The 20,690-nt window shown below is 72.0% G+C and carries 21 protein-coding genes; 10 read left to right on the top strand and 11 right to left on the bottom strand.

Going from position 1 to position 20,690, the window contains the following annotated elements; translation table 11 throughout:
- The first annotated feature begins 221 nt into the window (after positions 1 to 221).
- The 5 genes from LO762_RS00670 to LO762_RS00650 all read left to right on the top strand — a co-directional run bounded on the left by LO762_RS00670 (position 222) and on the right by LO762_RS00650 (position 7,367).
- Complete coding sequence (locus LO762_RS00670; protein ID WP_230611373.1) at positions 222 to 605, top strand: hypothetical protein; 384 nt, start codon at positions 222 to 224, stop codon at positions 603 to 605.
- A 47-nt stretch (positions 606 to 652) separates the two neighbouring features.
- The gene (gene plsX, locus LO762_RS00665) at positions 653 to 1,705 is read left to right on the top strand and encodes a phosphate acyltransferase PlsX (RefSeq protein WP_230612792.1); all 1,053 of its coding nucleotides are present in this window, start codon (positions 653 to 655) and stop codon (positions 1,703 to 1,705) included.
- A complete protein-coding gene (locus LO762_RS00660; protein ID WP_230611370.1) occupies positions 1,702 to 4,068 on the top strand; it encodes an HAD-IC family P-type ATPase in 2,367 nt (788 codons plus the stop codon). Before plsX ends, LO762_RS00660 begins: the two co-directional genes overlap by 4 nt.
- A 72-nt stretch (positions 4,069 to 4,140) precedes the next feature.
- Positions 4,141 to 5,901 carry an arginine--tRNA ligase gene (argS, locus tag LO762_RS00655; protein WP_230611367.1) on the top strand — a complete coding sequence of 587 codons (1,761 nt, stop codon included), beginning with the start codon at positions 4,141 to 4,143 and terminating at the stop codon, positions 5,899 to 5,901.
- Positions 5,902 to 6,008: 107 nt separating this feature from the next.
- The gene (locus LO762_RS00650; RefSeq protein ID WP_230611358.1) at positions 6,009 to 7,367 is read left to right on the top strand and encodes a cell wall metabolism sensor histidine kinase WalK; all 1,359 of its coding nucleotides are present in this window, start codon (positions 6,009 to 6,011) and stop codon (positions 7,365 to 7,367) included.
- A 3-nt stretch (positions 7,368 to 7,370) separates the two neighbouring features.
- Here the strand turns inward: LO762_RS00650 and LO762_RS00645 are convergent, their stop codons facing one another.
- A complete protein-coding gene (locus LO762_RS00645) occupies positions 7,371 to 8,054 on the bottom strand; it encodes a L,D-transpeptidase family protein (RefSeq protein WP_230611355.1) in 684 nt (227 codons plus the stop codon).
- 137 nt (positions 8,055 to 8,191) lie between these two features.
- Positions 8,192 to 8,731, bottom strand: coding sequence for a hypothetical protein (locus tag LO762_RS00640; RefSeq protein ID WP_230611352.1), 540 nt, complete (start codon positions 8,729 to 8,731; stop codon positions 8,192 to 8,194).
- Here LO762_RS00640 and LO762_RS00635 point away from each other — a divergent pair.
- Positions 8,706 to 9,320, top strand: a complete 615-nt coding sequence (locus LO762_RS00635) for a hypothetical protein (protein ID WP_230611350.1) — start codon at positions 8,706 to 8,708, stop codon at positions 9,318 to 9,320. The two genes, LO762_RS00640 and LO762_RS00635, sit on opposite strands and share 26 nt — an antisense overlap.
- A 98-nt stretch (positions 9,321 to 9,418) precedes the next feature.
- Here LO762_RS00635 and LO762_RS00630 read toward each other — a convergent pair whose 3' ends face one another.
- Genes LO762_RS00630 through deoC form a run of 3 tightly spaced genes read right to left on the bottom strand, consistent with a single transcriptional unit; the run spans position 9,419 to position 12,661 of the window.
- Positions 9,419 to 10,318 carry an aldehyde dehydrogenase family protein gene (locus tag LO762_RS00630; RefSeq protein WP_230611347.1) on the bottom strand — a complete coding sequence of 300 codons (900 nt, stop codon included), beginning with the start codon at positions 10,316 to 10,318 and terminating at the stop codon, positions 9,419 to 9,421.
- Positions 10,305 to 11,735: an aldehyde dehydrogenase family protein gene (locus LO762_RS00625; protein ID WP_230611344.1), complete on the bottom strand. Its 1,431-nt coding sequence runs from the start codon at positions 11,733 to 11,735 to the stop codon at positions 10,305 to 10,307. The genes LO762_RS00630 and LO762_RS00625 overlap by 14 nt, the downstream gene beginning before the upstream one ends.
- Positions 11,736 to 11,737: 2 nt before the next feature.
- A complete protein-coding gene (gene deoC, locus LO762_RS00620; RefSeq protein ID WP_230611341.1) occupies positions 11,738 to 12,661 on the bottom strand; it encodes a deoxyribose-phosphate aldolase in 924 nt (307 codons plus the stop codon).
- A gap of 206 nt (positions 12,662 to 12,867) precedes the next feature.
- Here deoC and LO762_RS00615 point away from each other — a divergent pair, with 206 nt between their 5' ends.
- The gene (locus LO762_RS00615; RefSeq protein WP_230611329.1) at positions 12,868 to 13,749 is read left to right on the top strand and encodes a phenylalanine 4-monooxygenase; all 882 of its coding nucleotides are present in this window, start codon (positions 12,868 to 12,870) and stop codon (positions 13,747 to 13,749) included.
- Between the two features lie 18 nt (positions 13,750 to 13,767).
- Here LO762_RS00615 and LO762_RS00610 read toward each other — a convergent pair whose 3' ends face one another.
- From LO762_RS00610 to LO762_RS00590, 5 genes are all read right to left on the bottom strand, one after another.
- Positions 13,768 to 14,307 carry a hypothetical protein gene (locus LO762_RS00610; protein ID WP_230611326.1) on the bottom strand — a complete coding sequence of 180 codons (540 nt, stop codon included), beginning with the start codon at positions 14,305 to 14,307 and terminating at the stop codon, positions 13,768 to 13,770.
- Between the two features lie 11 nt (positions 14,308 to 14,318).
- Positions 14,319 to 15,050, bottom strand: coding sequence for a bifunctional 2-polyprenyl-6-hydroxyphenol methylase/3-demethylubiquinol 3-O-methyltransferase UbiG (locus LO762_RS00605; RefSeq protein WP_230611324.1), 732 nt, complete (start codon positions 15,048 to 15,050; stop codon positions 14,319 to 14,321).
- 38 nt (positions 15,051 to 15,088) lie between these two features.
- Positions 15,089 to 15,841, bottom strand: coding sequence for an IclR family transcriptional regulator (locus LO762_RS00600; RefSeq protein WP_230611321.1), 753 nt, complete (start codon positions 15,839 to 15,841; stop codon positions 15,089 to 15,091).
- Positions 15,842 to 15,874: 33 nt separating this feature from the next.
- Positions 15,875 to 16,090 carry a hypothetical protein gene (locus tag LO762_RS00595; protein WP_230611318.1) on the bottom strand — a complete coding sequence of 72 codons (216 nt, stop codon included), beginning with the start codon at positions 16,088 to 16,090 and terminating at the stop codon, positions 15,875 to 15,877.
- A 150-nt stretch (positions 16,091 to 16,240) separates the two neighbouring features.
- Positions 16,241 to 17,389 (bottom strand): acetyl-CoA C-acetyltransferase, encoded by a 1,149-nt coding sequence (locus tag LO762_RS00590; RefSeq protein ID WP_230611315.1) that lies wholly within the window; start codon positions 17,387 to 17,389, stop codon positions 16,241 to 16,243.
- Between the two features lie 150 nt (positions 17,390 to 17,539).
- On the opposite strand from LO762_RS00590, the gene LO762_RS00585 reads away from it, so the two are divergent.
- Positions 17,540 to 17,689: a hypothetical protein gene (locus LO762_RS00585; RefSeq protein WP_230611312.1), complete on the top strand. Its 150-nt coding sequence runs from the start codon at positions 17,540 to 17,542 to the stop codon at positions 17,687 to 17,689.
- Positions 17,690 to 17,696: 7 nt separating this feature from the next.
- Here LO762_RS00585 and LO762_RS00580 read toward each other — a convergent pair whose 3' ends face one another.
- Positions 17,697 to 19,691, bottom strand: a complete 1,995-nt coding sequence (locus tag LO762_RS00580; protein ID WP_230611309.1) for an MFS transporter — start codon at positions 19,689 to 19,691, stop codon at positions 17,697 to 17,699.
- A gap of 99 nt (positions 19,692 to 19,790) precedes the next feature.
- Between LO762_RS00580 and LO762_RS00575 the strand changes: the two genes are divergently transcribed.
- Together LO762_RS00575 and LO762_RS00570 are read left to right on the top strand one after the other, a co-directional pair.
- Positions 19,791 to 19,949 carry a hypothetical protein gene (locus tag LO762_RS00575; protein ID WP_230611306.1) on the top strand — a complete coding sequence of 53 codons (159 nt, stop codon included), beginning with the start codon at positions 19,791 to 19,793 and terminating at the stop codon, positions 19,947 to 19,949.
- Positions 19,950 to 20,014: 65 nt separating this feature from the next.
- Positions 20,015 to 20,683 (top strand): class I SAM-dependent methyltransferase, encoded by a 669-nt coding sequence (locus LO762_RS00570; protein WP_230611303.1) that lies wholly within the window; start codon positions 20,015 to 20,017, stop codon positions 20,681 to 20,683.
- Positions 20,684 to 20,690 lie beyond the last annotated feature (7 nt).

The following is a 20,690-nucleotide window of genomic DNA, read 5'->3' as shown; positions in this document are numbered from 1 at the left end:
CCAACGCACACAGGCGGTCGGCCCGGCCCGGTGCGGTCGAATTCATCGCCCCGAGACGACCGCCCGTGTGCGTCCCTACTCCGACCCGGCTGCAAGGTGACGAAACAGGTGATCCCACGATGCACCGGGCCGCTATCGATCGGCTATCGGCCGGGCAAGGGCCGGGAAAAGATGGCGCGCCCGGCGTGTGGCGGACGGCCCACCAGGCGACATCATCGAGCGTGAACAAGAAGATCCTCATCGGCGCGCTCTCCGCCGCCCTCGTGCTGGGGCTCGCCGTGGCGATCCCGCTGGCGCTGCGCGGGGAGGGCACCCGCCACGCCGACCAGGCGGCGATGCTCAGGGCGGTGCCCGCGGCGGCGAAAGCGGAACTCGGCGGCCGGGGGCAGCCGCTGGAGGGCGCGCTGGCCTGCGAAAGCATGGAAGGCGCTTCGGCGGACAGGCTGCTGGTCAGGTGCACGGGGCAGACGGCGGCCAAGAAACCCGTCCATGTGTTCGGTGCGGCGATGCCGTCGGCACGGCGTGAGTACTACACGATCCTCGTGGACGGACGGCCCCTGGTGAAGAACGCCCCCTGTCTGGGGGCAGACTGCGAGGACGACTAGCCGTCACGTGAAGGAGAGGCCCGTTGCTGCCGGTGGTGCTGGACTGCATGGGAGGAGACCACGCGCCCCGGGAGGTGGTGGCGGGCGCCGTCATGGCGGCGCGCGACCACGAAGTGCCGCTGATCCTCGTCGGCCCGTCGCGGCGGATCCGCGCGCTGCTCGCCGAGTACGACGCCGTCGGGAACCTGTCGATCGTGCACACGGACGAGTCGCTGGAGATGGGCGAGGGGGCGCTGGCGTCCTGGCGCAAGCCGCGCTCGACGATCGCGATCGCCTGCGAGCTGATGAAGCACGGGAAGGCGGGGGCGCTGGTGTCGGCGGGCTCCACGGCGGGCGTGGTGGCCACCTCGGCGGTGCGGCTGAAGACGCAGCACGGCATCCTGCGTCCGGCGATCGCGGTGACGCTGCCGACCAGGCCGCGGCCGACGGTGCTGCTGGACGCGGGCGCGACGGCCGACGCCAAGCCGGAGATGCTCGTCCAGTTCGCGCTGCTGGGGACGGCGTTCGCGCAGATCCGGCTGGGGGTGGCCAGGCCGCGGGTCGGGCTGCTGACGATCGGGGCGGAGCCGGGCAAGGGCAACAAGCTGACGAAGAAGGCGCACGAGTTGCTTGCGGCCTCTCCCCTGGAGTTCGCGGGCAACATCGAGGGCCACGATCTGCTCCGCAACACGGTCGACGTGATCGTCGCCGACGGGTTCACCGGGAACATCGCGCTGAAGACGATGGAGGGCACCTTGCGGGTGGCGGTGGACGAGCTGAAGCACGCGCTGACGTCGAGTCGGCGGGCCAAGCTGGGCGCCGCCCTGCAGCGGCGTGAGCTGACCACGCTGACGGACCGTTTCGACAGCGACACCTACGGCGGCGGCGTGCTGCTCGGCCTGAACGGCGCGGTGGTGATCGCGCACGGGGCGTCCCGCGCGCGCGCGATCGCCGCGGCGTGCAAGCTCGCCTTCGACCTGTCCGAGGGCAAACTGATCGACCGGGTGCGGGAGCAGCTCGGGAGCGCGGCGCGGCCGTCGCGGTTCAGGTTCGTGCCGCTCGGCGAGCGGGAGCCGAAGGAGCCCAGGGACCCGCGCGAGCAGCCCGGCGACGGCGCGTGACCGGCCTCGCCGAGCGGGCCCCCGCGGGGCTGAGCGGCACGGAGGTGGCCGACCGGGTCGCGGCCGGACGGACGAACCGGGTGCGGCGGCACACGAGCCGCAGCGTCGGCGAGATCGTCAGGGCGAACGTGTTCACCCGGTTCAACGCGCTGATCGGCGCGCTGTTCGTGCTGGTGCTCGTGTTCGGCGACTGGCGGGACGGCCTGTTCGGCGGGATCATCCTCGCGAACACCCTGATCGGGATCATCCAGGAGCTGCGGGCGAAACGGACCCTCGACAGGCTGGCCGTGGTGGGCGAGCAGCGCGTCCGGGTGACGAGGGACGGGCGGGAAGAGGAGATCGCCCAAGACGAGGTGGTCCAGGACGACCTCATCCTGGTGGCCACGGGCGACCGGATAGTCGTGGACGGGCCCGTCGTCGTCTCCCGGTCGCTGGAGGTGGACGAGTCCCTCCTGACCGGGGAGGCCGAGCCGGTGGCCAAGCGGGAGGGCGACGAGGTCAGGTCGGGCAGCTTTGTGGTGGCCGGGAGCGGCGGGTTTGTCGCAGCGAAGGTCGGCGCGGACGCCTACGCGGCGCGGCTGGTCGCGGAGGCGAGCCGGTTCAAGCTGGCGACGTCCGAGCTCATGACGGGCATCAACACGTTCCTCAAGTACGTGACCTGGCTTCTGGTGCCCGTGGGCATCCTGTTGACGATCAGTCAGTTCCTGTCCACCCGGAGCTTCTCCGACGCGGTCGTGGGCGCCGTCGCGGGCGTCGTCACGATGGTGCCGGAGGGGCTCGTCCTGCTGACGAGCATCGCTTTCGCCGTCGGGGTGGTGCGGCTGGGACGGCGCCGCTGCCTCGTCCAGGAGCTCCCGGCGATCGAGGGGCTGGCCCGGGTGGACGTGCTGTGCCTGGACAAGACGGGAACGCTCACCGAGCCCGGCATGGACCTGGAGGAGATCGTCAGGCTGCGTCCCGGCCTGCCCGTGGACGACGCGCTGTGCTCGCTGGTCGCGGCCGACCCGTCGCCCAACCCGACGATGCGCGCCGTCGCGGCGGCGCTGGACGGGACGGGCACGCGGTGGCCGTCCGGGGCGGTCGTGCCGTTCTCCAGCGCCCGCAAGTGGAGCGGCGCGTCGTTCGGCGGGCACGGCGACTGGGTGCTGGGCGCGCCCGAGGTGCTGCTGGAGGGCGGTTCCGCCGAGCTGAAGGAGGCGGCGCGGCGGGGCGCGACGGGACGCCGGGTGCTGGCCCTCGCCAGGGCCCGCGAGGACGGCCTGGAGGACCTCGCGCGGGGCGGGCGGGTGCCGCTGGAGGGGGCTGCCCTCGTTGTCCTCAGCCAGCGGCTCAGGCCCGAGGCGAAGGCGACGCTCGCGTACTTCGCCGAGCAGGGCGTCGCGGTGAAGGTGCTCTCGGGCGACAACCCCGAGAGCGTCGGAGCGATCGCGGCCGCTCTCGGCGTCGAGGGCGCCGACCGTCCTTACGACGCGCGGAAGCTGACCGACGCCGACATCGGCGACGTCCTGGAGACGCACACGGTGTTCGGGCGGGTCTCCCCGCAGCAGAAGCGGGCGATGGTCCGGGCGCTCCAGGCGCGCGGCCACACCGTGGCGATGACGGGCGACGGCGTCAACGACGTGCTCGCCCTGAAGGACGCCGACCTGGGCGTCGCGATGGGCTCGGGCAGCGGGGCGACCCGCGCGGTCGCCAAGGTGGTGCTCCTGGACGACAGCTTCGCCACACTCCCCTACGTCGTTGCCGAAGGCCGCCGGGTCCTCGGCAACATCGAGCGGGTCGCGAACCTCTTCCTGACCAAGACCGTCTACTCGATCCTGCTGTCGATCCTCGTGGGCGTGGTCGGGGTGCGGTTCCCGTTCCTGCCCCGGCACCTGACGCTCATCAGCGCGCTGACCATCGGCATCCCCGCGTTCGTGCTGGCGCTCGCGCCCAACCTGGAGCGGTCGCGGCCGGGGTTCGTGCCGCGCGTCCTGCGGTTCGCCGTCCCGGCCGGGCTGGCGTGCGGCGCGGCGACGTTCGCCGGGTACGTGTTCGCGGCGGACGACCCGCACACCGAGTTCCTCCAGGACAGCACGACGGCCACACTCGCGCTGTTCCTGCTGTCGCTGTGGGTGCTCGCGCTCATCGCGCGCCCCTACACGTGGTGGCGGGTCTCCCTCGTCGTGGCGATGGGCCTCCTGTTCCTCCTCGTGCTGGCGGTGCCCGCGACGCGCGAGTTCTTCGCGCTCCAGCACCAGGACGCGCGCAACGACGCGGTGGCGCTGCTCATCGCGGTCGCCGCCGGGTTCCTCCTGTCCCATGCGCTGCGCCGGAATTGGTATGACAAGGCGCTGGAACCCCTGCGCCGGGTGGTGCGCCGGTAATCTCCGGCCAGATCGCCGGGAGCCTGTGGATATCTCGTCGAGGCCCGGCCCGGGGGTCGCTAACCTTGGTACATGTCCGATCCACAACTCGTCCTCGCCGCCCGGGTGCAGGCAGCGATCGTCGACGCGTTCGGCGTCGAGTTCGCGCACACCGACCCGGTGATCCGGCCGTCCCAGTTCGCCGACCTCCAGGCCAACGCGGCGCTGCCCCTGGCCAAGCGGCTGCGCGAGCGACCCAGGGACGTCGCCGACGAGATCGTCAAGCGGCTTGACGTGGAGGGCGTCTGCTCGTCCGTCGAGGTCTCCGGGCCCGGCTTCATCAACCTCACCCTCGCCGACGAGTGGATCGCGCGGCAGGCCACGCCGCTGCTCGCCGACGGCGCGCGGGCGGGCGTGCCGCTGACCGACCGGCCCGAGATCATCCCGGTGGACTACTCCGCGCCCAACGTGGCCAAGGAGATGCACGTCGGGCACCTGCGCACCACGGTCGTGGGCGACGCGTTCTGCCGGGCGGCGGAGTTCCGCGGCCACAAGGTGATCCGGCAGAACCACATCGGAGACTGGGGCACGCCCTTCGGCATGCTCATCGAGCACCTCCTCGACATCGGCGAGGAGGAGGCCGCCGCCGAGCTGCAGAGCGACCCGAACCGGTTCTACCAGGCGGCCCGCGCCAAGTTCGACGCGAGCGACAAGGGCGAGAACGACAGCGACTTCGCCAAGCGCGCCCGCAAGCGGGTGGTGCTGCTCCAGTCCGGCGACGAGGCCACGCTGACGATCTGGCGGCGCATGGTCGACATGTCCAAGGTGTACTTCAACAGGATCTACGCCGAGTTGGACGTCACCCTGTCCGACGCCGACCTCGCGGGCGAGAGCCGGTACAACAACATGCTCGGCGCCGTCTGCGACGACCTGTACGAGCAGGGCATCGCCGTCGTCGACGACGGCGCCCTGTGCGTCTTCCTCGACGGGTTCACCGGCCGCGAGGGCAAGCCGGTGCCTCTCATCATCCGTAAGAGCGACGGCGGCTACGGCTACGCCACCACCGACCTCGCCGCGCTCCGCCACCGGGCGCAGGACCTGCACGCCGACCGCGTCGTCTACGTCATCGGCGCGCCCCAGGGCCTGCACCTGCGGATGGTGTTCGAGACGGTGCGCAAGGCGGGCTGGCTGGGCCGCACCGAGCCGTTCCACGCGGCGATCGGCAACGTGCTGGGCACCGACGGCAAGATCCTGCGGACCCGCTCCGGCGCCCCGATCCGGCTCGCCCAACTGCTGGCGGAGGCGGTCGAGCGGGCCGCCAAGGTCATCGAGGACCGCGGCTACGACGCCGAGACGCGGGCGGAGATCGCCCAGGCCGTCGGGATCGGCGCGGTCAAGTACGCCGACCTGTCGGTGGCCCGCGACAGCGAGTACGTCTTCGACTTCGACCGGATGATCGCGCTCACCGGCAACACCGGCCCCTACCTGCAGTACGCGTCCGCCAGGATCAGGTCGATCTTCCGGCTCGCGGGCAGCAGCCCGGAGGCCGTCGTGAGCACCCCGATCACGATCACCCACCCGGCCGAACGCGCCCTCGTCCTGCACCTGCTGGGGTTCGGCGCGGCGATCGACGCGATGGTCGAGGACGTCGCCCCGCACAAGCTCGCCTCCTACCTGTACGGCGTGGCCGACGCGCTCACCGGCTTCTACGAGAACTGCCCGGTCGTGAAGGGCCCGGACGGCCCGGTGCCCGAGGAGGTGCGGACGCCCCGGCTGGCGATCTGCGCGCTGGCGCTGAACACGCTCGTCACCGGCCTCGGCCTGCTCGGCATCACGGTGCCCGAACGGATGTGAAGATCGCGAGGGGGCACCCTGGCGCCCGCCCGGAGGCCCCCTCGTGTTTTACTTGACGGTAGATCCCCCGGACATGGTGTTGCCCAGCCGACCTCGGGGGGTGCGTGGTGAACCGCTGGTCCATCCGGACCCGGCTGACCGTGCTCGCGGCTGGCGTCACCGCCCTGCTCTGCCTGGGCATGAGCATCCTGCTGACCGTCGTGCTGCGCGGCAGGGTCGCGGACCTGCACAACGAGACGGTCATGCGCTCCGCCGTCACCGTCATCGGCCTCATCCAGGACGACCAGGTACCGCGGGTGCTCCCGAGCACCGGCCGGATCTCCGAGGTCGGCGGCATCCAGATCGTCGACCCGGTCGGCCAGGTCGCCGGGGGGACGGGCGAGCTGGGGTACGCGCCCCGGGTGTCGATGCTGACGCCGGCGCGAGAGCAGCCGCGCGGGTACGAGGTCAGGTGCGACCTGCCCGAGTTCGAGGGCTGCCAGACGGTCATCGCCGTGCGGATCTACGACACGCAGGGCGACTGGTTCCTCTACATCATCGACGAGCAGGTCCCCTGGTACATCAGCATCGCCTACATCGTCCAGCTCGGGCTCGTCTCGCTGATCCTCGTCGGGCTGACGGCGCTGGGCACCGCGCACACCGTCAAGGGGGCGCTGGAGCCGGTCGCCCGGATCCGGGAGCAGGCCCTCAAGATCGGGTTCGACATCGGCGAGGGCCGGATCAAGGGGCAGCGGATCGCCCTGCCCGAGCACGACGACGAGCTGCGCGCGCTGGCCAAGGCGGCGAACCTGGTCCTGGCCCGGCTGGAGGCCACGATCGCGCGGGAGCGCGAGTTCACCTCCAACGCCTCGCACGACCTGCGCTCCCCCATCACCGCGATGCGCACCGAGCTGGACGAGGCGATGCTCTACCCCGAAGAGGCGGACTGGCCGGAGACGGCCGAGAAGCTGACGGGCAGCCTCGACCGGCTGTCCGAGCTGGTGGAGGACCTGTTGGCGCTGAGTCGGCTGGACGCGGGCGCGTCGGTCGAACGGGAGGTGGTGGACCTCGCGGCGCTCGTCCGCGAGGAGATCGCGCGGCGGCCGGAGGACGCCAGGATCAAGGTGGTGGTCCAGCCGACGCGGGTGCTGGGCGTGCGCGTCCACCTGGCCCGGCTGTTCACCAACCTGCTGGACAACGCCGCCCGGCACGCCAAGGACTCCATCATCGTCAGGGTGCACCCCGACGGGCCGATGGCCGTGCTGGAGGTCGTCAACGACGGCGACTCGATCCCGGTGGAGATGCGCGAGGCCATCTTCGACAGGTTCACCCGGCTCGACGCCTCACGCAGCAAGGACACCGGGGGCAGCGGGCTCGGCCTGGCCATCTGCCGCCAGATCGCGCACGCCCACAACGGCTCCGTGGCGGTCGCGGACTCCGCGTCCGGTGCCCGGCTCGTCGTCAGGCTTCCCAGGGCCCCACGCTGAGCCTCAGCGCCGCCTGTCGGGGTTGCGCACGTGGACGGGGGTGCCGATCCGCACCAGCCGGTACACGCGCTTGGCGTTGTGCAGCGGGATCCGGACGCAGCCGTGTGAGGCGGGCCTGCCCGGCACGGCGGTGGAGCCGTGCAGCGCCACCCCGCCGACGAAGAACGCCGGGTAGTACATGGAGCCGAGCCGTCCGGTGTGCCAGCCCTTGATCTTGCGGGTGACGCGGAAGTCGCCGATCGGCGTCCTGGCGAAGCCGCACACGCCGTTGTCGCAGTAGTACTTGTTCGCGCCGGTGGAGATGTGGCTGACCAGCAGCGGCCTGCGGCCCTGCCAGACGGTGAGGAGCTGCCGCCGCAGGTCGATCTCGATCCGGCGGCCGTGCGCGCCGCGTACCAGCGGCCTGAGCTTGCGCGGCTGCCACAGCGCGCGCGCGGTGCGCCTGTTGATCTGGTTCGTCGCCTTGAGGCCGTTGGCCTTCTGGAACGCCCAGACGGCCGACCTGGTCTCCTTGCCGTAGCGGCCGTTGACGGGCCCCGGCGGGAACCCGAGGCGCTTCAGCCGCGTCTGGAGGACGCGCACGTCGCGTCCCGAGTCACGGAACCCTGTCTCGGCCCGCGCGGGCACCCCCGGCACCAGCGTGAGCAGCACGGTCAACGAGCCGACGGCGGCGATCCCCAGACGCATGATCACGACGCTAGGCCGCCCCCACCCCCACGCAACCCCGCCACACCCACCCCACCAACCCTTTACCCACCCCCCGCGTGTCGCCCAATAGACACAGCCCCCGTCCGGGATGGGACGGGGGCCGCGGTGGTGTGGTGTCAGGTGCGGCTGAACAGGCCGGAGAGACCGCGCAGGACCGTCGACTCTCCGTCATCGCCCTCCGCCATTTCTTCCTTCATCACCTCCGGGTCGCCGGGCACGACCTCGTGGGCCTCGGTCCGGCGGGTGGCCTTGGTCCGCACCACGGGGGTGCGGCTCGCGGCCGTCGTCGTCGCGGTGGCGCGGGCCCGGGTGGCGGCGGGCTTGCGCGCGGCGCTGGCCCGGGTCGCGGTCGTCTTGCGGGCGCCTGCGGCCGCCTTGCGCGTCACTCCCGTCGTGCGGGTGCCGGTGGCGCGGGTGCCGGCGGTCCGGCTCGCGGTGGTGCGGGTGGCGGGCTTGCGGGCCGCCGCCGTGCGCGTTCCAGACGACGCGCGGGTGGTGGTCTTGCGGGTGGACGCCGCCCTGGTGGGCGTCGCGCGGGTGCCCGTCGCGCGGGTGCCGGTGGTCCGGGTGCCCGTCGCGCGGGTCGTGGTGGTGCGGCGGGCGGGCGCGGCGGCCGTCGCCTTGACGGTCTTGAGCGCCTTCGCCGCGTCGGACATCGCCTTGGCTGCCGTCGCCATCGAACGGGTCGCCGACTTCATCGCGGTCATCGCGGTGTTCATCGACTTGGCCGAGGTGCCGGCCTTGGTCGCGGCCGCCGTGAGCTTGGTGGTGGCCGAGGTCATCTTGGTGGCGGCGGAGTTCACCTTGGTCGCCGCCCTGGCGGGCGTGAGCCCCGCGGTGGACCGGCTCGCGGTGCCGCGGGCCGTCGTCGTGCGGCTCGTGGTCGCCCGGGTGGTGGTGGCCCGGCTCGCGGCGGGCTTGCGCGCCGCCGCGGACGTGGTCTTGCGGGCCGTCGTGGTGCGCGAGCGGGACGTCCCGGTGCGGGACGCGGTGCCGCGCGACGCGGTGGAACGCGCCGAAGCCGAGCGCGGTGTCGTCGCACGCGAGGACGCGGCACGCGCGGTGACGCGGGTGCCGGTCGTGCGCGCGGCGGCGCTCGTGCGCTTGGACGCGGGTTTGCTTGCGGCCGTCTTCCGGGCGGCCGACGTGCGCTTCGTCGTAGAACTACGGCGAGTGGTCGCACGCCTCGTGTTGTTGGTAGCCACTGATCCATCCCCCCGTAGTGATCAGGTAACGGGGAGATAGCCCGTGACCTGCGGCTTTAAACCGCAGAACGCCGAAATACCGACGCCGTTCCCATCATGTCGGCAACCGGCATGACGCGGACACGCCGCGACGGAACGTCAGACACCGACCGGATGCCACACCGTGCGCGTCTCCAGGAACGCGGTGAGACGGCGCAGCCCGGGGTCGGCGTGCCAGTCCTCGTCAGCGGGGCGCAGCACCCGCTTGAGGTTGCTCGCCGCCGCCCGCTCGCACTCGGCGGCGAGCTCCGCAGACGCGCCCGCGAGGTCGAGCGCGTTGACGTCCATGTGCCCGGCGAGCCACGGCGCGAGCTCCGCGCGGTGCCCGGTGAGGATGTTGACGACGCCGCCCGGCAAATCGGACGTCGCGAGCACCTCCGCGAACGTGACGGCGACCAGCGGGGAGTCCGCGACGGCGACGGCGGTGTTGCCCGTCGCGATGGCGGGCGCCAGCACCGAGGCGAGCCCGAGCAGCGGCGACCCCTCCGGCGCGAGCACGCCCACCACACCGGTGGGCACCGGCGTGGAGATGTTCAGGAACGGCCCCGCGACCGCGTTGGGGTTGCCCGCGACGGCGGCGACCTTGTCGGCCCAGCCCGCGTACCAGACCCAGCGGTCCACCGCGGCGTCCACCTCGGCCCCGGCCGCCTCGGCGGACCGGCCGGTGGCGCGCAGCTCGGCGACGAACTGGGCGCGCCGCCCCTCCAGCATCTCGGCGATCCGGTAGAGGATCTGGCCACGGTTGTAGGCGGTGCGCGCCGCCCACGGCCCGAACGCCTTGCGGGCGGCCACGACGGCGTCGCGGACGTCCTTGCGGGAGGCGAGGGAGGCGTTGGCCAGGAACGCGCCGTCGGCGTCGTGCACCACGTAGGACCTGCCGGATTCCGAGCGCGGGAAGGCCCCGCCGATGAACAGCTTGTAGGTCTTGCGCACGCTGAGCCGCACCGGTCCGCCTTCCGTCCTCTTCGGCTTCTTGTTCTTCTTGTCAGCCTTGGGCAAGGTACGCCTCCAGCCCGTGCCTGCCGCCCTCGCGCCCGTAGCCGGACTCCTTGAAGCCGCCGAAGGGCGACGCGGGGTCGAACTGGTTGAACGTGTTGGCCCACACCACGCCCGCGCGCAGCTTCTCGGCGACGGCGAGGATGCGGGAGCCCTTCTCCGTCCAGATCCCGGCCGACAGCCCGTAGGGGGTGTTGTTGGCCTTCTCCACGGCCTCCTCGGGCGTGCGGAAGGTGAGGACGGACAGCACGGGCCCGAAGATCTCCTCCCGGGCGACGCGGTGGCTGGCGGCGACGCAAGTGAAGACCGTCGGCGCGAACCAGAACCCGCGCTCGGGCAGCGCGCACGGCGGCGACCACGGCTCGGCGCCCTCTTCGACGCCCGATGCGACGAGCTCCCGGATCCTGGCGAGCTGGGCTGCGGAGTTGACCGCCCCGACGTCGGTGTTCTTGTCCAGCGGGTCGCCCACGACGAGCGTCTCCATCCGGGCCCGCAGCTTCGCCAGCAGCTCCTCGGCCACGGACTCCTGGACGAGCAGCCGGGAGCCCGCGCAGCACACGTGCCCCTGGTTGAAGAAGATCGCGTTGACGACGCCCTCGACCGCCTGGTCCAGGGGCGCGTCGTCGAAGACGATGTTGGCGCCCTTGCCGCCCAGCTCAAGGCTGAGCCGCTTGGACGTGCCCGCCAGCGCGTGCGCTATCTGCCTGCCCACCTCGGTGGACCCGGTGAAGGCGACCTTGTCCACCCCCGGGTGCTCCACCAGGAGACGGCCCGTCTCCCCCGCGCCCGTGACGATGTTGACGACGCCCGCAGGCAGCTCGGCCTGCTGACAGATCTCCGCGAAGGCAAGAGCCGTCAGCGGAGTCGTCTCAGCGGGTTTGAGGACCACGGTGTTGCCGCAGGCCAGCGCGGGCGCGATCTTCCAGGCCAGCATGAGCAGCGGGAAGTTCCACGGGATGACCTGGCCCGCGACCCCGACCGGGGTGGTGCCGTACCCGGCGTACTCCAGCTTGTCGGCCCAGCCCGCGTAGTGGAAGAAGTGCGCGGCGACCAGCGGGAGGTCGACGTCGCGGGTCTCCCGGATCGGCTTGCCGTTGTCGAGGGTCTCCAGCACGGCCAGCTCGCGCGACCGCTCCTGGATGATCCGGGCGATCCGGTACAGGTACTTGGCGCGCTCGGCGCCCGGCATCGGCCCCCAGACGTTCTCGTAAGCGGTCCGCGCGGCTGCGACGGCCGCGTCCACCTCCCCGGCCCCGGCGAGGGCGACCTCCGCGAGGGTCTCCTCGGTGGCCGGGTTGATCGTCGGGAAGGTCTCCTTGCCCGTGACGAACCCGCCGTCGATGAACAGCCCGTAGGACGCCCGGAGGTCCACCACGGAGGTGGACTCGGGGGCGGGCGCGTACCCGGTGTCGAAGATCATGGCTAGTCCAGCGTGAAGTAGTCGGGGCCGGAGTAGACGCCGGTGGCGAGCTTCTCCCGCTGCATGAGCAGGTCGTTGAGGAGGCTGGAGGCGCCGATGCGGAACAGCCTCGGGTCGAGCCAGCGCGGCCCGGCGACCTCGTTCACCTGGACGAGCAGCTTCAGCGCGTCCTTGGTGGTGCGGATGCCGCCCGCGGGCTTCACCCCGACGACCCTGCCGTGCTCGGCCTGGAAGTCGCGGACCGCCTGGAGCATGACGAGCACCACCGGCGGGGTGGCGGCGGGCTGGATCTTGCCCGTGGACGTCTTGATGAAGTCGGCGCCCGCCAGCATCGCCAGCCAGGACGCGCGCCGCACGTTGTCGTAGGTGGCGAGTTCGCCCGTCTCCAGGATGACCTTGAGATGCGCCTCCCCGCACGCCTCCTTCACCGCCGTGATCTCGTCGAAGACCCTGCCGTAGTCGCCGGTCAGGAACGCGCCGCGGTCGATCACCATGTCGATCTCGGTGGCGCCGTCGGCGACCGCGCGGCGGGTGTCGGCGAGCTTGACCTCCAGCGGGGCGCGGCCCGCCGGGAACGCGGTGGCCACCGAGGCGATCCCGACGCCGGAGCCCGCCAGCGCCTCGACGGCGACCTTCACCAGATCCGGGTAGACGCACACGGCCCCGACCGTCGGCGCGCCCGGCGCCGTCCGGACGGCCTTGACGCACAGGGCCCGGACCTTGCCCGGCGTGTCGGCCCCCTCCAGGGTGGTCAGGTCGACCATGGAGATGGCCAGGTCGATCGCCGCCGCCTTGGTGTCGTTCTTGATCGACCGGGTGCCGAGACGGGCCGCGCGTGCCTTCGCGCCGACCTCGTCGACGCCCGGCAGGCCGTGCAGCACGCCCCTGAGCTCTCTGGTACTCGTCACCGCCACAGCATCCGTCATCCGCCCGCCTCCCACCAAACCCGGCCCGCGAACTGCGGATATCCGGACAACGCCCCCCTGGGGGAGCCCGCCTTCTTTGGCGGATCCGCCAAACCGGGAGACCCAGCGTAACCCGGCCGATCCACCCCGTGATCCCGGCCTGTGGACAGACGGCGCATGATGGAACCAGGACGCGTAATCGGCTCCGCGACGAGGAGGAGGCCGACATGTTCGAAGAGGCACAGTACTTCGCGCCCGTGACCCGGGACGAGCACGGCGCCGTGACCGTCGAGCTGGCGAGCGGGCACCCCGGGTTCGCCGACCCCGTGTACCGGGAGCGCCGCAACGCCATCGCCCGGCTCGCCCTTGAGCACCGCAGGGGCGACCCGCTGCCGGAGGCCGCCTACACGCCCGAGGAGCACGAGGTGTGGCGGCTGGTGTCGGCCGAGCTCGACGCCAAGCACCGGCGCTACGCCGCCGCCGAGTACCTGGACGCCAAGGCGCGGCTCCGCCTGCCCGCCGACCGCATCCCGCAGCTCCGCGAGGTCTCCGGCCGCCTCGGGGCCCTCACCGGGTTCAACTACCTACCGGCGGCGGGCCTGGTGCCCCTGCGGGAGTTCTACGGCTCCCTGGCCGACTCCCTCTTCCACGCCACCCAGTACATCCGCCACCACAGCACGCCCTTCTACACGCCGGAGCCCGACGTCCTGCACGAGGTGCTCGGGCACGGCAACGCCCTGGCGTCCGACAGGTACGCCGCCCTCTACCGGGCCGCCGGAGACGCCGCCCGCAGGATCGAGACGGAAGAGGCGCTGGAGTTCGTCTCCAAGGTCTTCTGGTTCACCCTGGAGTTCGGCGTCGTCGACGAGGACGGCGAACTCAAGGCGTACGGCGCGGGCATCCTGTCGTCCTACGGGGAGATCGAGGAGTTCCGCTCGATGTCGATCCACCCGCTGGACGTCCGCGCGATGGGCTCGACCGCCTACGACATCACGAAGTACCAGACGGACCTGTTCCGCGCGGAGTCCCTGGGCCATCTGGAGGACGTCGCCGGCGAGTTCTTCGCCACCTGCGACGACGACTCCATCGCGGCCCTGGCGCACGTCTGAGGGCCGTCCAGGGGCAGGTCAGCCGACCCGGTCCAGGACCCCGTGGAACGAGGGCGCGTCCTGCGCGAGGTCGTCGGCGTCGGCGAACCAGGCGTGCCGCAGCCGGTCGCCCTCGACGGTGAGCCGCACGATCCCCGACTTGTTGGGGTCGCAGTTGGGGGTCCGCTCCTCCAGGCGCAGCACGGTGCGGCGCTGGGCGAGGTGGCGTACGGTGCCGCGGCACTCCAGCGCGCCGTGCTGGTAGTACCGGACGGATCCGGTGCCCTCCCCGAGCGGAAGCGCGAGCTGCACCTCCCAGCCGCCGTCGTCGGTGGCGAGGGCGCCCCGCCACGTCCCGGCGAAGGCGCGCGGGAACACGCCTCGCGGCGGCCCTCCCCCGCTCGCCGACGCCGGGTCGGTCCGCGGTGCGGCGGGCGGCGGCGGCTCGTCGTGGAGCAGGGCGGCGGCGATGACGAGCACCAGGACGGCGCCCGCGCCGACGGCCGCCACGACGCCGAAGGCCGACCGGGTCGAACGGCGACCGGCCTTCCGGCGGGCGCCGCGGCTCGGCTGGAACACGTTCGGCCTTGTCAGCCCGGGACTCTCGCGACCGCGAAGACCGTCTGCCCGAACGGCGGCCGGAACAGCCGCTCCAGGAACCTGGTCGTCGGGATCACCGTGCGGTCGTAGATCTTGACCAGGCGCGGGTCCGGGTAGCCGACGCCGCCCCGGCGCACCGCCGCCCACCAGGCGATGCCGCCAAGGAAGTTGATCGGCTTCAGCACCTCGGCTTCGAGCCCGGCCTCGGCGATCGTCTTCCCGAGCGTCTTCGGCGTGTACCGGGTGACGTGCCCGACCTTGCGGTCGAAGTCCCCATAAAGCTGCATGTAGCCGGGCACCCAGATGACGATCCGGCCGCCGGGCTCCACCACGGCCGCGAGGTCGCGCAGCGCCTGGACGTCCTCGGCGATGTGCTCCAGGACGTTCATCATGACGACCGTGTCGACCTTCTGGCGGATGCCGACCTTCGCGGGCAGCGCCAGCGAGAGCACCTCGACCCCGGAGTCGTCGGCGTAGCGCTTGGCGAGCTGCTCGACGCAGTAGGGGTCGTTGTCGCTCACGGCGAGGTAGTCGAGCCGTCCGGCGAACTGCTCGGAGAAGTGGCCGAGTCCCGACCCGATCTCCAGCAGCGACCGCCCGACGTGCGGCGCGACCATGTCGTACTCGTACTTGCGGTAGTTGCGCGCCTCGTCGCCACCGAGGTGGTTCTCCAGGGCGCCTTCACCTGCGGCGGGCTGGACCGGCTGGTTCTTCTCGGACACGGCATCCGAGCCTACAGTGGCGGCCCGCGCCGCGGGGATCAAGCGAGCGCGAGCACCCTGCCCATCCGGGCCGCGGCGGCCCGCAGCGGCGCCTGGTCGGCCGTGAGACGGCCCAGGCGCTGCGGCCGGCACGAGACGGCAAGCGCGCCCACCACGGCGCCCTCGGCGTCCGTGACGGGCACCGCGGCGCATCCGGTGCCGAGCGCGTACTCCTCGCGGTCCATCGCGATGCCGTCGGGCGTGAGGGCCCGCTCCAGGCGTTCCCGCTCGGTGATGGTGTTGCGGGTCAGCGACACCAGCGGGTGCCGGGACAGGTAGTCGCGCCGGCTCTCGTCGTCGAGCTGGCCGAGCAGGCACTTGCCTATCGCGGTGGCGTGGGCCGCCTCGTCGAAGCCGACCCAGAGGTCGACGCGCGGGGTGCGCGGCGAGTCCGCGACGTCGATCAGCCGGATCTCGTCGTCCTGGTGCACCGCGAGGTAGGCGGCCGCGCCGAGCGACTTGCGCAGGTCGTCCAGGATCGGGCGGACCCTGCCGAGCAGCACCTGGCCGCCCGCCCTGCCGTGCAGCTCGCCGACACGCGCGCCGAGCAGCCACGCGCCGTCGGGCAGCTTCACGACGTAGCCCTCGTGGGCGAGGGTGCGCAGCAGATGGTAGGAGGTGGCCAGCGGCAGCCCCGCCTCACGCGCCAGGAGTTTGGCCGGGGCGCCGGACGGATGCCCGGCGACGGCCTCCAGGAGGCGGAGCGCACGTTGCACCGACGCGATCAGCGTGGGTCTGCGTGTCTCGTCCATCACGGAAAGCGAACACCGTTCGGCGCCGCCCGGTCAAGCGGTTCCGTCGACTCCGTCGGCGGCCTCGGGCTGTGCCTTGCCCGGCATCGGGAAGATCGACGGCACCGACTTGCGGCGTTTGGCCTTGGCGGGCCGCTTCGGCGCGTCCGCCACCGGCGCCGTCGCGGGCGCGGGAGCAGCGGGGACGGGCGCCGACGGCGAGGTCGAGGCGCTGGTCACAGGGGTCGCAGGGGTGGTCTCATCCGCCATGGGTCAGGACCCTAGCCGCGCGTCCCCCTCGTCCCGGTGAAACGACGGTGCCCCACCGACAAAGAGAGCACAGGGAAGCAGCACGCGGAAAAGACGGAGGCCGGGACGGCGATGGCCCGTCCCGGCCTACGACGCGTCACCCTTGAGGGGTCAGAGGCGCTCGATGATGGTGGCGTTGGCCTGGCCGCCGCCCTCACACATCGTCTGGAGGCCGTAGCGGCCGCCGGTGCGCTCCAGCTCGTGCAGGAGCTTGGCCATGAGGATGCCGCCGGTGGCGCCCAGCGGGTGGCCGAGGGCGATCGCGCCGCCGTTCGGGTTCACCTTGGCCGGGTCGGCGCCGATCTCCTGCTGCCAGGCCAGGACGACCGGGGCGAACGCCTCGTTGATCTCGGTGACGTCGATGTCGTCGATCGTCAGGCCGGACTTCTTGAGGGCCTTCTCGGTCGCCGGGATCGGGCCGGTCAGCATGTAGACCGGGTCGGAGCCCGCGAGGGCGAGGGTGTGGATGCGCGCGCGCGGCTTCAGGTTGTGGGTCTTCACCGCCTCCTCGGAGGCGATGAGCAGCGCGGAGGCGCCGACCGCGATCTGGGAGGAGACGGCGGCGGTGATGACGCCGCCCTCACGCAGCGTCTTCAGGCCCGCCATCTTCTCCAGCGTGGTGTCGGGGCGCGCGCACTCGTCGCGCTCGACGCCCGCCAGCGGGGCGATCTCACGGTCGAAGTACCCGGCCGCGATGGCCTTGCCGGCGCGCACGTTGGACTCGAGGGCGAACTCCTCAAGCTGGTCGCGGGTGAGACCCCACTTCTCGGCCATCAGCTCGGCGCCGCGGAACTGGGAGATCTCCTGCTTGCCGTAGCGCTCGCCCCAGCCCCCGCCCCAGGGCAGGCCCGCGGTGGGGCCCTCGGCGGTGAACGGCACGGAGGCGCCCATCGGCACCGCCGCCATGTTCTCCACGCCCGCGGCGACGACGAGGTCCTGGGTGCCGGACAGGACGCCCTGCGCGGCGAAGTGCACGGCCTGCTGCGACGAGCCGCACTGCCGGTCGATGGTGACGCCGGGCACGCTCTCGGGCAGTCCCGCCGACAGCCACGCGGTCCGCGCGACGTCCAGGGTCTGCGCGCCGACCTGCATGACACAGCCCATGATCACGTCCTCGACGGCCGACGGGTCGATCCCCGTACGCTCGACGAGCGACTTGAGCACGTGCGCGCCAAGGTCCGCCGAGTGGACTCCGGCAAGCGCGCCCTTCTTGGTACCGACGGGGGTACGGACCGCTCCGACGATGTAAGCCTCGGCCACTGCGCCTCCAAAACTAGGGGTGGGTTCCGTCCCGGAACCGAATCATGTTCGGTGTCAGTACCACCTTACCCGCCGGTACCCCCCAAGTCGAAGGTGACCCACCACACGCCCACCCCCGGCCAGGCTCCGACGCATCGTGGGTGTCGGTTGGTGGCGCAGCTGAAGGCGGAGACGCTGGCGGACCGGCACACGGCGGACGGCTACCTGTGCCGGGTCGACGCGGCGTGGTGGCACCTGCTGGACGGGCGGGCGTGCTGCGGAGCGACGGGTGGGACGGTGGAGAGGGTGGAGCGGCTGTGATGGGGGGTTAGGGGGAGAGGGTGGTGAGGTCTTTGGGGGTGCCTAGGGAGTCTCGGCTCATTTGGTCTAGGAGGGTGGTTAGTTCGGGGTGGTGGGTGGGGTTCCAGCCGTCTAGGAGGTGGTCTAGGGCGCGGCGGCGGGTTTGCCAGATGCGTTCGGCGTAGGCTCGGCCGGTGTTGGTGATGACTAGGGCTTCGCCGTCTCGGTTTACCAGGCCCTCGGCGACTAGTTCGTCTACGTAGTGGCGGCCTTTTTCTCGGGTGGTTTCGGCTTGGCCTGCTAGGTCTCGGCCGGTGATGACGCCGGCCTGGGCGATGCGGCAGAGGGCCCAGATGCTTCCGGCCGGGAGGTCCAGGCCCGCTCGGGCGGCCAGCTGGCCGTAGAGGACTCGGGCGGTGGGGTCGCGGCGGAGGAGGCGGGCCAGGCAGGTCTCCAGCTCGGCGCGGGACGAGCGTTCGGTGGGGGCGCCCAGGCTCTCGCCTATGCCCGCCTCCCTTGTGGCGGTCTTCAGGGGGACTTCCTTGAGGAACCAGCTTGCGACGAACGCGAGTGCCGTGACGGGCACCGCGTACAGGAAGACCGTCTGGATGGCGTCGGCGTAGGCGCCTAGGATCGCGGCCGACTCCTGGGGCGGCAGCCTGCGCAGCACGGAGGAGTTCTGCTGCAACTCCGCGGGGTCCACCCCGGCAGGCAACTGGATGCCTTGCAGTGCCCGCGCGACGTTCGAAGCCAACTGGTTGCTGAAGACCGTCCCGAACACCGCGACCCCGAACGACCCGCCTATCGAGCGCAGGAACGTGTTCCCGGACGTGGCGGCCCCGAGGTCCTCGTACGGGCTGGAGTTCTGCACCGCGATGATGAGCACCTGCATGACGCACCCCAGGCCCACCCCCAGCACGGCAAGGTAGACGCTCTGTTCCAGCACCGACGTCGAAGGCGTGAGGCGCGAGCACAGGAACAGCCCGACCGTCATCAGGCCCGTCCCGACGATGGGGAACACCCGGTATCTCCCCGTCCGGGTGATGAGCAGCCCGGAGAGGATCGACGTCGCCAGCACCCCGGCCATGAGAGGCAGCAGGCTCAGCCCCGACAACGTAGGCGAGACCCCTTTGACGACCTGGAAGTAGACAGCCAGATAAGTGACCGACCCGAACAGCGCGAACCCGATGACAAAGGCGAGGAACCCGGAGACGGTGAAGACGGGGTTCCGGAACAGGTGCGGGGGCAGCACCGGTTCGGCGGCCCGCCTCTCGATGAACCACCACAGCACGAGCAGCGCCACGGCGGCGGCGAACAGCCCGATGATGACGGGTGAGCCCCACGAGTACTCGGTGCCGCCCCACGTCGTCCCGAGGACAAGGCAGACCGCGGCGGCGGCGATCGCGGCTGTGCCCGCGTAGTCGATCCGGTGCCTTGTCCTGTCCCGCTTGCCGTGCAGCACCATGAGCACCAGCACAAAGGTGAACGCCCCGATCGGCAGGTTCACGTAGAACACCCACCGCCAGGTCAGGTTCTCCACGAAGAATCCGCCGAGCAGCGGTCCGGCCACGCTCGCCAGGCCGAACACCGCGCCGAAGAACCCCTGGTACGTGCCGCGTTCGCGGGGCGGCACCACGTCGGCGACGATCGCCATGCCGAGCACGATGAGCCCGCCGCCGCCGAGTCCCTGGAGCGCGCGGAACACGATGAGCGAGGGCATGTCCCAGGCCGCCCCGCACAGCGCGGAGCCGATGAGGAACACCACGATGGCCGTCAGGTACAGGGGTTTGCGGCCGTACTGGTCGCCGAGCTTGCCCCACAGCGGCGTGGAAGCCGTACTCGCCAGCAGGTACGCGGTGACGACCCAAGCCAGATGGTTCAGGCCGCCGAACTCGCTCACGATCGTAGGCAGGGCGGTGGAGACGATCGTCTGGTCGAGCGCCCCGAGCAGGGTGCCCAGCATCAGGGCAAGGATGACGATCCAGACCCGGCCGCGCGCCGTCCGCCCGTCATGCCGCCCCATGCGCCCCCTCCCGCGCCTCACCGGACGCCTACCCTGAGCGCGCCGCCGGGCAATCCCCGGAGGCCGCCAAGGTTCTCCCCGGCCGTCTACTGTGGGCGCATGGACGGGATCGTCACCCTCGCGCTGCTCGCCATCCTCGCCGCCTTCTGCGTCCGCTGGACGGCGCTGAAGCTACGGCTGCCCGCGCCGCTCGCCTCCTCGGTGGCGATCGTCTTTGTGCTCGTGGTCCTCGCGCTGTGGGGAGACGCACTCAACTGAAAGCGAACCGTACGGCTCTCCCCGACGTCTCATCGAGTTGACCATGCCTGGGGAGGGAGCCCGCCGTGTCGCCTACCGCCACCGCACCCGGGACCCTTTCCACCTTCCTGGAACGGCTCGCGGACTTCGCCGAGCCGTCCCCGGCCGACCACGTCCTCGACGTGTGCCACGGCCCGAGCCCGATGGCGCTCGCCCTGGAGGGCAGGGTGGCCCGGGTGACGTCGGCGGCGATCGGGACGAGGTCGGGCGAGTTCCCGGCCGACGCGACCGCGCTGCCCTTCCCGGACGGCACGTTCTCGCTGGTCACGGCCAGGTTCGCGCTGGGCCGCCTGGCCGATCCGGCGGCCGCGCTGCGCGAGATGCTGCGGGTCTGCCGCCGTGACGGCCGTGTCGTCGTCGCCGATCTGGCCCGCACCAACCTGTCCAGCGACCACCGCGACGCGCTGGAGCGGGTCCGCGACCCCGGTTTCCGGGCCATCCCCCGCATCGACGACCTGCTGGCGATGGTCGGGCGGGCGGGCGGGCGCGTCACCGGCATGGACCTCCTCAGCGTGGAGCGCCCGGCCGCGCCCTGGCTGGCCGCCGCCCCCGACCCGCGCATCGCCGACCGGCTGCGCGAGGTCCTGCTCGCCGAGGTGGACGGCGGCCCCAAGACGGGCGCCCGCCCCCGCATCGTCGGCGGCGAGCTGTGGTTCACCCAGACGTGGGCGCACGTGGTGGCCCGCCCCGCCTGACGCCGGG

This window comes from Actinocorallia sp. API 0066 (assembly GCF_020991275.1).
In the GTDB taxonomy this organism is placed as follows: Bacteria; Actinomycetota; Actinomycetes; order Streptosporangiales; family Streptosporangiaceae; genus Actinocorallia.
The sequence above is the reverse complement of the archived record's forward strand: the minus strand, read 5'-3'. Positions and strand labels throughout refer to the sequence as shown.

What these genes read in the sequence shown, in the direction of transcription:
- LO762_RS00640 (WP_230611352.1), bottom strand. Translation starts at nt 8,731, where the DNA reads ATGTCCGACGCGGCGAAGGCGCTCAAGACCGTCAAGGCGACGGCCGCC.
- LO762_RS00625 (WP_230611344.1), bottom strand. Translation starts at nt 11,735, where the DNA reads ATGATCTTCGACACCGGGTACGCGCCCGCCCCCGAGTCCACCTCCGTG.
- argS (WP_230611367.1), top strand. Translation starts at nt 4,141, where the DNA reads ATGTCCGATCCACAACTCGTCCTCGCCGCCCGGGTGCAGGCAGCGATC.
- LO762_RS00600 (WP_230611321.1), bottom strand. Translation starts at nt 15,841, where the DNA reads ATGGACGAGACACGCAGACCCACGCTGATCGCGTCGGTGCAACGTGCG.
- LO762_RS00595 (WP_230611318.1), bottom strand. Translation starts at nt 16,090, where the DNA reads ATGGCGGATGAGACCACCCCTGCGACCCCTGTGACCAGCGCCTCGACC.
- plsX (WP_230612792.1), top strand. Translation starts at nt 653, where the DNA reads ATGGGAGGAGACCACGCGCCCCGGGAGGTGGTGGCGGGCGCCGTCATG.
- LO762_RS00580 (WP_230611309.1), bottom strand. Translation starts at nt 19,691, where the DNA reads ATGGGGCGGCATGACGGGCGGACGGCGCGCGGCCGGGTCTGGATCGTC.
- LO762_RS00615 (WP_230611329.1), top strand. Translation starts at nt 12,868, where the DNA reads ATGTTCGAAGAGGCACAGTACTTCGCGCCCGTGACCCGGGACGAGCAC.
- LO762_RS00645 (WP_230611355.1), bottom strand. Translation starts at nt 8,054, where the DNA reads ATGCGTCTGGGGATCGCCGCCGTCGGCTCGTTGACCGTGCTGCTCACG.
- deoC (WP_230611341.1), bottom strand. Translation starts at nt 12,661, where the DNA reads ATGACGGATGCTGTGGCGGTGACGAGTACCAGAGAGCTCAGGGGCGTG.
- LO762_RS00575 (WP_230611306.1), top strand. Translation starts at nt 19,791, where the DNA reads ATGGACGGGATCGTCACCCTCGCGCTGCTCGCCATCCTCGCCGCCTTC.